At 62.5% G+C, this 13,543-nt stretch carries 11 protein-coding genes; 10 read left to right on the forward strand and 1 reads right to left on the reverse strand.

The genetic code is table 11. The annotated features are described in order from the left end of the window. Window positions 1-17 precede the first annotated feature (17 nt). The 6 genes from AB8A23_RS24730 (at window position 18) to AB8A23_RS24755 (ending at window position 7,734) form a co-directional block, all read left to right on the forward strand. Window positions 18-2,462, forward strand: a complete 2,445-nt coding sequence (locus AB8A23_RS24730) for a CoA transferase (RefSeq protein WP_439057826.1) — start codon at window positions 18-20, stop codon at window positions 2,460-2,462. 140 nt (window positions 2,463-2,602) lie between these two features. Continuing rightward, window positions 2,603-3,835, forward strand: a complete 1,233-nt coding sequence (locus tag AB8A23_RS24735) for a branched-chain amino acid ABC transporter substrate-binding protein (protein WP_089268117.1) — start codon at window positions 2,603-2,605, stop codon at window positions 3,833-3,835. A 200-nt stretch (window positions 3,836-4,035) separates the two neighbouring features. After that, window positions 4,036-4,983, forward strand: coding sequence for a branched-chain amino acid ABC transporter permease (locus AB8A23_RS24740; RefSeq protein ID WP_068738207.1), 948 nt, complete (start codon window positions 4,036-4,038; stop codon window positions 4,981-4,983). After that, a complete protein-coding gene (locus tag AB8A23_RS24745) occupies window positions 4,980-6,293 on the forward strand; it encodes a branched-chain amino acid ABC transporter permease (protein ID WP_309946332.1) in 1,314 nt (437 codons plus the stop codon). Before AB8A23_RS24740 ends, AB8A23_RS24745 begins: the two co-directional genes overlap by 4 nt. Beyond that, window positions 6,290-7,039, forward strand: coding sequence for an ABC transporter ATP-binding protein (locus AB8A23_RS24750; RefSeq protein ID WP_231077459.1), 750 nt, complete (start codon window positions 6,290-6,292; stop codon window positions 7,037-7,039). The genes AB8A23_RS24745 and AB8A23_RS24750 overlap by 4 nt, the downstream gene beginning before the upstream one ends. Then, a complete protein-coding gene (locus AB8A23_RS24755) occupies window positions 7,039-7,734 on the forward strand; it encodes an ABC transporter ATP-binding protein (protein ID WP_439057825.1) in 696 nt (231 codons plus the stop codon). The genes AB8A23_RS24750 and AB8A23_RS24755 overlap by 1 nt, the downstream gene beginning before the upstream one ends. A gap of 163 nt (window positions 7,735-7,897) precedes the next feature. Here AB8A23_RS24755 and AB8A23_RS24760 read toward each other — a convergent pair whose 3' ends face one another. Next, complete coding sequence (locus AB8A23_RS24760; RefSeq protein WP_093760121.1) at window positions 7,898-8,572, reverse strand: Crp/Fnr family transcriptional regulator; 675 nt, start codon at window positions 8,570-8,572, stop codon at window positions 7,898-7,900. Window positions 8,573-8,799: 227 nt separating this feature from the next. Here AB8A23_RS24760 and AB8A23_RS24765 point away from each other — a divergent pair, with 227 nt between their 5' ends. Genes AB8A23_RS24765 through AB8A23_RS24780 form a run of 4 tightly spaced genes read left to right on the forward strand, consistent with a single transcriptional unit; the run spans window position 8,800 to window position 13,533 of the window. Then, window positions 8,800-9,621, forward strand: a complete 822-nt coding sequence (locus AB8A23_RS24765; RefSeq protein WP_093760123.1) for an ABC transporter ATP-binding protein — start codon at window positions 8,800-8,802, stop codon at window positions 9,619-9,621. Next, a complete protein-coding gene (locus tag AB8A23_RS24770; protein WP_439057824.1) occupies window positions 9,618-11,549 on the forward strand; it encodes a long-chain fatty acid--CoA ligase in 1,932 nt (643 codons plus the stop codon). Before AB8A23_RS24765 ends, AB8A23_RS24770 begins: the two co-directional genes overlap by 4 nt. 10 nt (window positions 11,550-11,559) lie before the next feature. Next, window positions 11,560-12,453 carry a branched-chain amino acid ABC transporter permease gene (locus tag AB8A23_RS24775; protein WP_089268124.1) on the forward strand — a complete coding sequence of 298 codons (894 nt, stop codon included), beginning with the start codon at window positions 11,560-11,562 and terminating at the stop codon, window positions 12,451-12,453. A 6-nt stretch (window positions 12,454-12,459) separates the two neighbouring features. Beyond that, the gene (locus AB8A23_RS24780) at window positions 12,460-13,533 is read left to right on the forward strand and encodes a branched-chain amino acid ABC transporter permease (protein ID WP_439057823.1); all 1,074 of its coding nucleotides are present in this window, start codon (window positions 12,460-12,462) and stop codon (window positions 13,531-13,533) included. The last annotated feature ends 10 nt before the right edge of the window (window positions 13,534-13,543 follow it).

The following is a 13,543-nucleotide window of genomic DNA, read 5'->3' on the forward strand; positions in this document are numbered from 1 at the left end:
AAAATGATCGGGCGGAAATGCCAAACTTGCCATTATCGGATTTGCGTGTCGCGGAAATCGGATCCGGCGATACGCTGGATTACTGCGGCAAACTGTTTTCCGATTTCGGCGCCGAGGTCATCAAGATCGAACCGCCTGGCGGCGATCCTGCGCGGCACTATCCGCCGCTCGTCGATGCCGGCGATGGCCGCCGCGAGAGCGGATATTTCGCCTGGCTGAATACCAACAAGCGCAGTGTCATCGCCGATCTCAATAAGGCCGATGATGTCGCGCGTATCCGCGCATTGCTTGCGACATGCGACCTGCTGATCGACGCGCGCGCGCCTTCGGAGATTCCGAACTCACTCCTGACGCAGGATGATCTGCGCAAGGAGCAACCGGGCCTCGCGATCACCGCGATCTCGTGGTTCGGCGAACACGGGCTCTACAGCAATTATCAGACGACGGACTCTGTCTGCCGCAGTCTCGCGGGCAGCGTGAAGCTGGTCGGTGCGCAGGAAGGCCCGCCGGTGCTGCCGCGCGACGGCCAGATCGCCGTCATGGCCGGCCTCACTGCGTTCATCCCGACGCTGGCCGGCATGTATGATCGCAACACCGGCGCACGACGCTTTGCGGTCAGCGCCCATGAGGCGATGCTGCAGATCAGCGAATTCGACACAGGACTCGCGCTGGAAGTCGGCTTCACGCGGCCCCGCATGGCCATTAACCGGTTCGGCCGCGGCTATCCCGTCGGCAATTTCCCGACCAAGGACGGCTGGCTCGGCATCACCGTCGTGACACCGGCGCAATGGGCCGCATTCTGCGTGATGCTCGGCCTTCCCGAACTGGAGACGGAGCCGCAGTTCAACGACGGTCTCGCGCGCACCAACAATTCCAAAGCGCTGTTCGATATCTTCCAGCCCATCCTGATGCACAAGAGCGCAAACGAATGGTTCGAGATGGGCATCGAACTGCGTCTTCCGCTCGCTGTCGTGCCGGACATGGAGACGCTGCTGAAGCAGCAATATTATCGCGACCGCGGCGCCTTCGCGAAAGTCGAGATTGGAACGGCATCATTCGATGCGCCGGTGCTACCGCAAACACTGACGGGCTCGCGCCCCAAACCGAATGGCCGCGCGCCATTTGCCGGCGACGACACGATCGACGCGCTGCCCGCGCATCAACGCATGGCGACACGGCAGGCAACACCCGATGATCCGCAGCCGCTGAAAGGCCTACGCATTATCGATCTCACCATGGGCTGGGCCGGGCCATCGGCAACACGGCAGATGGGCGATCTCGGCGCCGACGTCATCAAGGTCGAGTCCTGCCAATATCCGGACTGGTTTCGCGGCACCGATCCGCGCGGCCCGTATTTTCCCGAGCGCACCTACGAGAAGATCTACTGGTTTCAGCAGATGAACCGCAACAAGCGCGGCATCACGCTGGATCTCACCAATCCGCGCGGCAAGGAGCTGCTGAAACAACTGCTCGCCGACGCCGATGCGGTGATCGACAATTATGCCGCCGACGTGCTGCCGCGCATGGGCCTCGATGCCGCAGCCATGCACAAGATCAATCCGCGTCTCGTGGTGGTGACGATGCCCGCCTTCGGCATGACCGGTCCATGGAGCGGCGTCCGTGCCTATGGCTCGACGCTGGAGCAGGCCTCTGGCCTGCCCTCCGTCACCGGCCGCGAAGGCGATCCACCGACCATGCTGCATGCCGCGCTCGGCGATCCCTTCGGCGGCGTCAGTGCCGCGGCGGCATTGATGCTCGGCTTCATGCATCAGAAGAATACCGGCCTCGGCCAACACATCGATCTCAGTGCGACGGAAGCCCTGCTGCCTCTTGTCGCACCCTCGGTCATCGAGCAATCAGCCACCGGCAAATCCGGCCCGCGCATCGGCAACCGGCATCCGCGCTTCGTGCCGAACGGTTGCTTTCCCTGTCTCGGCGAAGATCAGTGGATCACCATTGCCGTGCGCAGCGACGACGAATGGCGAGCGCTGTGCAAGGTCATGCATCGCAACGACCTGGCTGAAGATGCTGCACTTGCCACAGCCGAGGGCCGCCGCGCCGAGGAGGACCGTATCGAGGTCGCGGTCCGGCATTGGACGACAACCGTGCGACCGGATCTGGCCATGGTGACGCTGCAGGACGCCGGCGTGCCCGCGGGTACCGCGCGACTGCCATTGGACCTCGCCGGCGATCCGCACCTGCTCGCAGTCGGACATTGGCAGCCCGTGACCAAGGTATTTATGGGCCCGCATCTACTGCCCTCCGTTGCCTATCGCGAAGGCAGTGCAAAACTGCCCTACCCGATCACCCGGCTGGCGCCGACGCTCGGCCAGCACAATGAGGAAGTCCTGCGCGATATCCTGGGCCTCAGCGCCACCGAAATCGACGAATTGCGCGCCGCGGAAATCATTGGCGACGCTGCAATATCCAAGAAAGCGAAGGCCGCGCCTACGACCAAGTGAGGCTGCAAGTGAGGCTGCAAGTGAGGCTTGCAGCTTCTACCGCCATGGCTCACACTCCCGGCATAAGGCCAGCGACGGATGGATCAAAAGATTCGGCGCCGCGAAAACGGCCAGCACAAATGCTTCCAGGGAGAAACACCATGCGCAAACTAGCCCTCATTGCGTCCATTGCGCTGCCGATGCTCGGCGGCACGGCGATGGCGCAGGAGACCGTGAAGATCGGTTATATCGACCCACTGTCCGGCGGCGGCGCCAGCGTCGGCGAAGTCGGCCTCAAGACCTTCCAGTTTCTCGCCGATGAGCTGAACGCCAAGGGCGGCATCCTCGGCAAGAAGGTCGAGATCGTCCCCCTCGACAACAAGACCAATCCGCAAGAGAGCCTGATCCAGGCGCAGAAGGCGATCGATGGCGGCATTCGCTACATCACCCAGGGCAACGGCTCGTCGGTCGCCGGTGCGCTGTCGGATTTCGTCACCAAGTTCAACGACCGCAATCCCGGCAAGGAAGTCCTGTACTTCAATTATGCCGCCGTTGATCCGGTGCTGACCAACGAGAAATGCAGCTTCTGGCATTTCCGCTGGGACGCCAATTCAGACATCAAGATGGAAGCGCTCACCAACTACATCAAGACCGTGCCTGCGGTGAAGAACGTCTACCTGATCAATCAGGACTACTCGTTCGGCCAGTCGGTGCGCAGCCAGGCGCGCGCCATGCTCGGCGCCAAGCGGCCCGACGTCAAGATCGTCGGCGACGAGCTGCATCCGCTGCTAAAGATCACCGACTTCGCGCCCTACATCGCGAAGATCAAGGCCTCCGGCGCCGATAGCGTCATCACCGGCAACTGGGGTCAGGATTTTGCCCTCTTGCTGAAGGCTGCCGCTGACGCGGGCCTGAAGGTGAGCTGGTTCACTTACTACGCCGGCGGCACTGGTGGCCCGACTGCCATCAAGCAGGCCGGCCTGAACCATCAGGTGTTCCAGATCGCCGAAGGCATCCCGAATCTCGGCCACGCCTCGGCCGACGTGTTCGAAAAGGCACTGCGCGCGAAGTATGACTTCAGCCTGTTCTATCCACGCGCCGTGAACGAGATGCGCATGTTCGCCGCGGCCGCCGAGAAAGCCAAGTCGCTCGATCCGGTGAAGGTGGCTGCGGCCCTCGAAGGCATGGAGTTCGAGGTGTTCGACGGCGGCAAGGGCAACATGCGCAAGGACGACCATCAGTTCTTCCAGCCAATGTATATCGCCTCGTTCGGCGAGCGCACCGACAAGGAGCCGTTCGACGAGGAAAAGACCGGCTGGGGCTGGAAGCTAGCCGCCAAGATCGACACGCCGCAGACAGTGCTGCCGACCACCTGCAAGATGGAACGGCCGTAAGCCCTGCCTTCTCCCCGCCTGCGGGGAGAAGGGACCGAACTTGCAGAGCAAGTTCGGGACGGATGAGGGGGACTCTCAGTTTCACTCACTGCCTCCCCCTCACCCGGATTGCTGCGCAATCCGACCTCTCCCCGCAAGCGGGGAGAGGTTAAGACGCCGCCGCACTCCGGCACACTCCTCACCCGAGAGGCAGATACTTCGTGCTTGAACTGATCGTCATTTCCACGCTCAACGGCGTTCTGTACGGCATGCTGCTGTTCCTGATGGCCTCGGGCCTGACGGTGATCTTCAGCATGCTTGGCGTGCTGAACTTCGCCCATGCCAGTTTCTATATGCTCGGCGCATTCTTCGGCTTCCAGATCAGCCGCTGGTTCGGCTTCTGGCCGGCGCTGATCCTCGCGCCACTGCTGGCCGGCGCGCTCGGCGCCGCCGTCGAACGCTACGGCCTGCGTCACGTTCACAAGAACGGCCACGTCGCCGAGCTGCTGTTCACCTTCGGGCTTGCTTTCGCCATCGAGGAGATCGTGCAGATCATCTGGGGCAAGAGCCCGGTCGATTTCCGCGTTCCGCCGCTGCTCGACTTCCCGGCCTTCACGCTGTTCTCCACCAACTACCCGGCCTTCAAGATCTTCATGCTGGTCGTCTCCATCGTGATCTTCATCGGATTGCTGGTGGTGCTGAAGCGCACGCGCATCGGCCTGATCGTACAGGCGGCGCTGACGCATCCGCATATGGTCGGCCATCTCGGACACAATGTCGGGCGCATCTTCATGCTGGTGTTCGGCGTCGGCACCGCGCTCGCCGCCGTCGCCGGCGTGATCGCAGGCCCGGCACTGGTCACGCAATCCAACATGGCCGGTCTGCTTGGTCCGATCCTGTTCGTCGTCGTGGTGGTCGGCGGCCTCGGCTCGCTGCCCGGTGCCTTCATTGCCTCATTGCTGATCGGCCTCGTGCAGACCTTTGCCGTATCGATGAACGGCTCGCTGGCCGGCGCCTTCGGCCCGCTCAGCCCCGACTATGCCGCCACCTGGCTCTCCGATATCTGGAACGTCACCGTCGCCCAGATCGCACCGATCATGCCCTATCTGCTGCTGGTGCTGATCCTGATCTTCCGCCCGATGGGCCTGCTGGGAACACGCGACACATGAGCGACGCCACCGCCAAAATTCCGGCAACCATCGCGCCGCCCCGTCCCGCCGCCTCCGACCGGCTGAAATTCTACGGCATCTGGATCGCCGCCGCGCTGGCGCTGCTGGTGCTGCCGAAACTGTTCTCGTCGGGCGGATCGCTGACCACCTTCAGCCTGATCGGCATTTCGATCATCTTCTCGCTGTCCTACAATATCCTGCTCGGCCAGACCGGCATGCTGTCGTTCGGCCACGCGGTCTATTATGGCCTCGGCGGCTTTTTGGCGATCCACGCCATCAACATCATCGCCAGGAACAAGTTTGCGATCCCGCTGCCGCTGGTGCCGCTGGTCGGCGGCGCGGCTGGCCTCGTCTTCGCCATGCTGCTCGGCTGGGTGTCGACGCGGCGCTCCGGTACGGCCTTTGCGATGATCTCGCTTGGCGTCGCAGAACTCGTCGCATCCTCGGCACTGATCCTGCGCACCTTCTTCGGCGGTGAAGCCGGCGTCTCCGCCAATCGCACCAAAGTCCTGCGCCTGTTCGACTGGAGCTTCGGCCCGCAGATCCAGATCTATTATCTGGTCGCGGCCTGGACATTGATCGCCGTCATCGCGATGTATGCCCTCACCCGCACGCCGCTGGGGCGCATGTGCAACGCCGTGCGCGACAATCCCGAACGCGTGCAATTCGTCGGCTACGATCCGCACATCATCCGCTACATCGCCTTCTGCTTCTCCGGCCTGTTCGCCGGCATAGCGGGCGCGCTGGCCGCAATCAATTTCGAGATCGCCAATTCGGCCTATCTCGGCGCTGTGCAATCGGGCACCGTGTTGTTCGCCACCTATATCGGCGGCGTCGGCTTCTTCATCGGCCCGATCGTCGGCGCGATCTTCGTCACGCTGCTGTCGCTCGGCCTCTCCGATCTCACGCAGGTCTGGCAGCTCTATTTCGGCCTGATCTTCATCGCCGTGGTGATGTTCGCGCCCGGCGGCATTACAGGCCTGCTGATGATGCACCGGCCGCTGCTGAAAGGCGGCACGCTCAGCCGCGTGCTGCCGAGCTATCTCGTCGCCTTCGTGCCGACGCTGGCGATGATCACCGGCCTGATGCTGGCGATCGAGACCACCGTCCACTTCACCGTCAATCCCGGCGAGGATTCCCACATCAAGGCGTTCGGGATTCCATTCGATGCAGCGAACCCTGCGATCTGGGCCGTTGCCGCCGTGCTGCTGATCGGCGGCTTCATCATCGCGCGCAAGACCTGGGCGCGCGTCGCCGGCAGTTGGGACGATGCCCTGACCGCGGCGCGCGAGAAGGGAGTGGCCGCATGAGCACCGCCATTGAATTGCGCGGCGTCGAGAAGACCTTCGGCATCACCTCCGTGATCCGCAACGTCAACCTGACGGTCGCCCAAGGCGAACGCCACGCGCTGATCGGCCCCAACGGCGCCGGCAAGTCGACGCTGTTCAATCTGATATCAGGCTATATGAAGCCATCAGTCGGCAGCATCCTGCTGCGCGATCAGGTGATCTCGGGCCTGCCGCCGTTCCAGATCAACCGCCGCGGACTGTCGCGCAGCTTCCAGGTTACCAACGTCTTTGCCAAGATGAGCGTGTGGGAGAACCTGCGCTGCGCCGTACTGTGGGCGACCGGGCATCGTTACGCGTTCTGGAAGAATGTCGACAACCTGCCGGAGGTGCGCGACCGCACTGCGCAGATTCTGCAGGATATCAACCTCGTATCGCGCCGCGACGTGCCCGCGGGTCTTTTGACCTATGCCGAGCAGCGCGCGCTCGAAATCGGTATCACCATTGCAGGCGGCGCCGATGTCATCCTGCTGGACGAGCCCACGGCCGGCATGAGTCACGCCGAGACCGAGCGTGCCGTGGCACTGATCCGGCGGCTGACCGAAGGCCGCACGCTGCTGATTGTCGAGCACGACATGAGCGTGGTGTTCGGCCTCGCCGACCGCATCTCGGTTCTGGTCTACGGCCAGATCATCGCCTCGGGCACGCCGGAGGAAATCCGCGGCAATCCCAAGGTCAAGGAAGCCTATCTCGGCGAGGAAGTGGCGTGATGCTCCAAGTTCAGGACCTGCACGCCTATTACGGCAAGAGCCACATCCTGCAGGGCGTCGATCTGCACATCGATGCCGGCGAGGTCGTCAGCCTGCTCGGCCGCAACGGCGTCGGGCGCTCCACCACCGTGAAGGCCATCATGGGTGAAGTGCCACCACACGGCACCATCACCTTCAAGGGCGCCAATATCGCCGGCCTGCCGAGCTTCAGGATCGCGCATCTCGGCCTCGGCTATGTGCCGGAGCATCGCGACATCTTTCCGGGTCTCACGGTGCGGCAGAACCTGATGCTGGGCGTTAAGGATCCGCGCCATCCCGGCAAGTGGAAGCTCGACGACATGCTCGGCATGTTTCCGAACCTCGCCGCGCGCGCCGACACTGCGGCCGGCGTGCTGTCCGGCGGCGAGAAGCAGATGTTGACGATCTGCCGCACGCTGATGGGCGATCCTGAACTCGTGATGATCGACGAGCCCACCGAGGGCCTTGCACCGATCATCGTCCAGCAGGTCGGCGACCTCATCGCCGAGATCGCGCGCCGCGGCGTGGCGATCCTGCTGGTCGAGCAAAAGCTCTCGATCGCGCTGCGCATCTCGCACCGGGTCTATGTGATGGGCCACGGCCGCATCGTGTTCGAGGGAACACCGGCTGAGCTCAAGGCCAATGACGCCGTGCGCAGGGAATGGCTGGAAGTGTGAGCGCCGACTTCCTTACCTCGCCCCGCTTGCGGGGAGAGGTCGGAGCCGAGCGTCAGCGAGGCTTCGGGTGAGGGGGAGCCAGTGTTTCACTCGCTGGCTCCCCCTCACCCGTCGCGGACTTCGTCCACGCCACCCTCTCCCCGCAAGCGGGGCGAGGGAATCCCTAATCGCCGTAGCTGCCCAGCTTCTCTAGATCGACCACTGTCACGCCACCATATTCGAGGCGCAGCAGACCCTCCTTCTCCAGCGTCTGCAGGCACTGGTTCGCCCTCTGCCGCGAAATGCCGCTGATGGCACCGAGCTCTTCCTGGGTGATATCCAGATGCCTGGTCGCGTCGCGATAGAGTATCGGGTTGAACAGCGAGGCAATGCAGCGCGCGAGACGCCCTGTAGCGTCGAGCCTGCGGCCATATTCAGTCAGTGCGATGAACTGACCGAGCCGTTCGTTCAACAGCGAAACCAGGAAGCGGTTGAAGCCGACACTGTTCTCGAACAGCCACATGAATGCCGGGCGCTCCATGAATGCGAGCTTGGAGTCGCGTAGCGGGACAATGTCGTAACGTCGCGGTTCGTTCTTCAGCACGCTGCCCTCGCCGAACCACGCACCGGCCGTCAGGCCGGTGATGCTGACTTCCTTGCCGCTGCGCGAGATGGTGCCGATCTTCGCCAGACCGCTCACCACGCCGGTCCAGTATTCGAACTGGTCGCCGCGCATGCAGACGAATTCATTCGCCTTGAACGACTTCTCGACGATGCCCGCGCGCGCGACCTCGATCTCCTTCTCGTTCAGGTCCCGCGCCCAGGCCGCGATGCGCTTGAGATGATCTGCAGCAATCATAGGGTCCGCCTCACTTCGAATGTTGCAGCGCAAAAGAACGCTCGCGCGACAAATTGGCAGGCAGATTGTCCGCCGCGAGACATTTCAGGATACCGATTTGACGTAGGGAAGACTACCGCGAAAGGTCATTAGTAGAATGGCTTAGCGTGACCGGGCGATATAGGCTCGGGACCATCCGAGGAACGTGGATAAAGAGCGCGACAAGCGCCGTATCTGGGAGGATTTGAGTGGCGGTTGCTCTGGACGTGCGCGGGGTGTCACTGCGCTTTGGTGGCGTTCGCGCGCTCACCGATGTGAGCTTCGCTGTCAATGACGGCGAGCTGTTCTCGATCATCGGGCCGAACGGCGCCGGCAAGACCTCCATCGTCAACTGCATCTCCGGCCGCTATCGCCCCACCGAAGGCCAGCTGTTCTATCACGGCAAGGATATCACCGGGCTCAACCCCAACGCCCGTCCCGGCCTCGGCATCGGCCGCACCTTTCAGAACCTCGCGCTGTTTCATCATATGAGCGTGCTCGACAACATCATGGTCGGCCGCCATCACCTTCTGAAGAACAACTTCCTCACCGGCTCGCTGTACTGGCTGACCGGCGCGCGCAAGGAAGAGCTCGAGCATCGCCGCAAGGTGGAGGAGATCATCGACTTCCTCGATCTGCAGAGCGTGCGCAAGGCGACCGCCGGAACCCTTCCCTATGGTCTGCGCAAACGCGTCGAACTCGCCCGCGCGATGGCGCTGGAGCCGAACCTTATCCTCCTCGATGAGCCGATGGCCGGCATGAACTTCGAGGAGAAGGAAGACATGGCGCGTTATATCGTCGATCTCAATGAAGAATACGGGATGACGGTGATGATGATCGAGCACGACATGGGCGTCGTGATGGATATCTCCCATCGCGTGATGGTGCTGGATTTCGGCCGCAAGATCGCCGAGGGCGATCCGGCTGCCGTGCTCGCCGATCCACACGTCAAGCGCGCCTATCTCGGTGAAGAAGACGAAGCCCTCGTCGATCCCGACCATGCGCCTATCGCTGCGGAGAGTGCCGCATGATGGACTATGCCGGACGCGTCAAACAGGCAGACACCTATCCAAAGCTGCTGCGCCTCAACGCCAAAGAACATGGCCAAGAGATCGCGCTGCGCGAGAAGGATTTCGGCCTGTGGCGGGAGTTCACCTGGAACGATTATCATGCCCGGGTGAAGGATTTCACGCTCGGCATGGTCGAGCTCGGTATAGCCCGTGGCGATGTCATCGGCATCATCGGCGACAATCGGCCCGACTGGGTCGCTGCCGAGATCGCCGCGCATGCCATCGGTGGTATGAGCCTCGGTCTCTATCGCGACGTACTCGACGAGGAAGCCGCCTATCTCCTCAACTACGGCGAAGCCAAGATCGTGTTCGCCGAGGATGAAGAACAGGTCGACAAGCTGCTCACCCTCGCCGAGCGAGTCCCCGCGCTGAAGCACATCGTCTACAGCGATCCGCGCGGCATGCGGAAGTATGACGACCCACGTCTGCTAGAAGCGGACAGGCTTGCGCAGATGGGCCGCGACCGCGCGGCGCGCGAGCCGGGGCTCTACGATCAACTGGTCGATGCGACGCAGGGCGAGGATGTCGCGATCCTCTGCACCACGTCAGGCACCACGTCGAATCCCAAGCTGGCGATGCTCGCGACGGGCCGCGTGCTCGGCCACTGCGCGGTGTATCTGTCGTTCGATCCGAAGGGACCGGATGATGAATATGTTTCGGTGCTGCCGCTGCCCTGGATCATGGAACAGGTCTATGCGCTCGGCAAAGGTCTCCTGAGCCGGATGAAGGTCAACTTCGTCGAGCAAGCCGACACCATGATGAACGATTTTCGCGAGATCGCGCCTACTTTCGTGCTATTCGCCCCGCGGGTCTGGGAAGGTATCGCAGCTGACGTGCGCGCACGGGTGATGGATTCGTCGCCGCTGAAGCAAAGCCTGTATGAGCTCGGCATGAAGTCGGGCCTGTCCGCACTTGCGCAAGGCAAGCGCTCGGCCGTCGCCGATACGCTGCTGTTTCGTGCCCTGCGTGATCGTCTCGGCTTCACACGGCTGCGCTCGGCCGCCACCGGCGGCGCCGCACTGGGCCCCGATACATTCAAATTCTTCCGCGCCATGGGCGTGCCGCTGCGCACGCTCTATGGCCAGACCGAAACACTCGGCGCCTTCACGCTGCATCCGCCGGACGCCGTCGATCCCGACACCACCGGCATCGCCATGGGCAGTGGTATCGAGATCGAAGTCCGCGATCCCGATGTGCAAGGCGTTGGCGAGATCGTGGTCAGGCACCCCAATATGTTCCTCGGCTATTACAAATCGCCCGAGGCCTCCGCTGCCGACCTGCGCGATGGCTGGATGCATTCCGGCGATGCCGGCTATTTCAACGACAACAAGCAGCTCGTCGTCATCGACCGCATCAAGGATCTGGCGCAGACCGCGCGCGGCGAGCGCTTCTCCCCGCAATATATCGAGAACAAGCTGAAATTCTCGCCCTATATCGCAGAGACGGTGGTGCTGGGCGATAACCGCGACGCACTCGCGGCGATGATCTGCATCCGCTTCTCGATCATCTCGAAATGGGCCGAGAAGAACCGCATCTCGTTTACAACCTATACGGACCTGTCGTCGCGCCCAGAGGTCTATGAGATGATCCGCAAGGAAGTCGCGACGGTGAATGCCACGCTGCCGCCGGCGCAGCGGATCGCCAAATTCCTGCTGCTGTACAAGGAGCTCGACGCCGACGACGGCGAGCTGACCCGCACGCGAAAAGTCCGCCGCAGCGTCATCAACGAGAAATACGCGGATATCATCGACGGCATCTATGGCGGTGCGCGGGACATCCCCGTCGACACAACGATCCGCTTCCAGGACGGCACCTCCCAGCGCATCCGCACGCGATTGGTCGTGGTGGATATGGCGCGGGATAGTGCGCGCATGCAGGCCGCCGAATGAGACCGACAGCATGAACACGCAGTTCCTCCTCCAGCTTCTGGTCAACGGCCTCGTAGTCGGCACGCTGTATGGCGTGGTCGCGATGTCGTTCGTGCTGATCTACAAAGCGACGCAGGTCGTGAATTTCGCGCAAGGCGAATTACTGCTGATCGGCGCGTGGGTGTGCTGGACGCTGCTGACCAAATACCAGGTGCCGTTCTGGCTGGGCATGCCGATGACGCTGGTGTTCATGTTCGCCTTCGGCATCCTGATCCAGGTCGTGATCCTGCGGCCGCTGGTCGGCGAGCCGGTCATCTCGGTGATCATGGTGACCATCGCGCTGTCCGCCGTATTCCAGGCGGCACTGAAATGGATCTATGGCGTCAACCCGCAGCCATTCCCGCGTGTCTTCACCAGCCAGTCGGTGACGATCGGTAGCCTACAGATCCAGACCGTCTATGTGATGAGCCTCGTGGTATCGGTCGCGATGATGATCGGCATGGCGTGGTTCTTCAAGGTGTCGAAATGGGGCCTGGCGATGCGCGCCACCGCGTTCAACCAGCAGGTGGCGCAATCGCTCGGCATTTCCGTCAAGACGGTGTTCGCCATGGCCTGGGCAATCTCGGCCATGGTCTCCGCGGTCGCCGGCGTCGTCGTCGCCGTCGTCAACGGCGTGTCATCCGGCCTGTCGATCTACGGCATCAAGGTGTTTCCGGCGGTCATCCTCGGCGGCCTCGACTCCATCGGCGGCGCCGTGGTTGGCGGCATCATCATCGGGCTGCTGGAGAACTTCGCGCAATTCATCGACAGCGAATATCTGCACTGGGGCAATCTCTATGAGGTCGCGCCGTTCTACGTGCTCATCATCATCCTGATGATCAAGCCTTACGGCCTGTTCGGCACCAAAGACATCGAGCGGGTGTAAAGCATCATGGCAAGCCCCTCCCTCATTCCCGCCGGCGACTTCCGCAGCAGCTATGCGGTCGACACCACCATCTTCCCGACCACCACCAGCCGCAACGCGGCGATCCTCGGCGTGGTGCTGATCTGCTTCGCGCCACAACTGCTCAGCGAATACTGGCTCAGCCAGCTGATCATGATCGGCATCTACGGCATCGCGGCGCTGGGGCTCAACATCCTGGTCGGCTTCACCGGCCAGATCTCCATCGGCCACGCCGCGTTCTTCCTGTTCGGCGCTTTCACCTCGGCCTATATCTCCAACAACTATCCGATCCCGGTGTTTTTCTCGATTCCCATCGCCGGCGTGGTAACGGCCATCGTGGGACTCATTTTCGGCCTGCCGGCGGCACGGTTGAAGGGGCTGTACCTCGTTATCGCCACGCTGGCCGCGCAATACATTCTGCTCGACTTCTTCTCCCGCGCCGACTGGTTCAGCGGCGGCTCGGTGCCGGCGACGGCCAAAGCGTTCTCGATCTTCGACCATACGCTGCGCGGCGACCGGCAGTATTTCTATGTGGTGCTGGCCTATGTGGTGGCGAGCTATCTGCTGGTTACCAACCTGATGCGCTCGCGCGACGGCCGCGCGCTGGTGGCTGTGCGTGATCACTATCTCTCGGCCGAGATCATGGGCATCAATCTCACCAAATATCGCACGCTGTCCTTCGGCCTCGCGGCGTTCTTCGCCGGCATCGCCGGCGCGCTGTACGCGCATAACCAGCTCGTGGTCTCCAACGAGGGTTTCGGCATCGAGCGCTCGATCCTGTTCCTGGCAATGGTCATCATCGGCGGTACCGGCTCGATCATGGGCACGCTGATGGGCACGGCCTTCGTGGTGCTGGTGCCGGAAGCGATGGAATGGATCAGCATGGAGCTGAAGGGCGGCGTCATCGACAAGGCGCTGGCGCTCAACAACAATCTCACCTTCCTGCGCGAGATTGCCATCGGCCTCATCATCATCGCGTTTCTGGTGTTCGAACCCGACGGACTCGCGCATCGCTGGCGGCAGATCAAGACCTACTGGAAACTCTACCCGTTCTCGCATTGAGAACGGGACG

The organism is Tardiphaga sp. 619_E2_N8_4 (assembly GCF_051810905.1).
Lineage (GTDB): Bacteria > Pseudomonadota > Alphaproteobacteria > Rhizobiales > Xanthobacteraceae > Tardiphaga > Tardiphaga robiniae.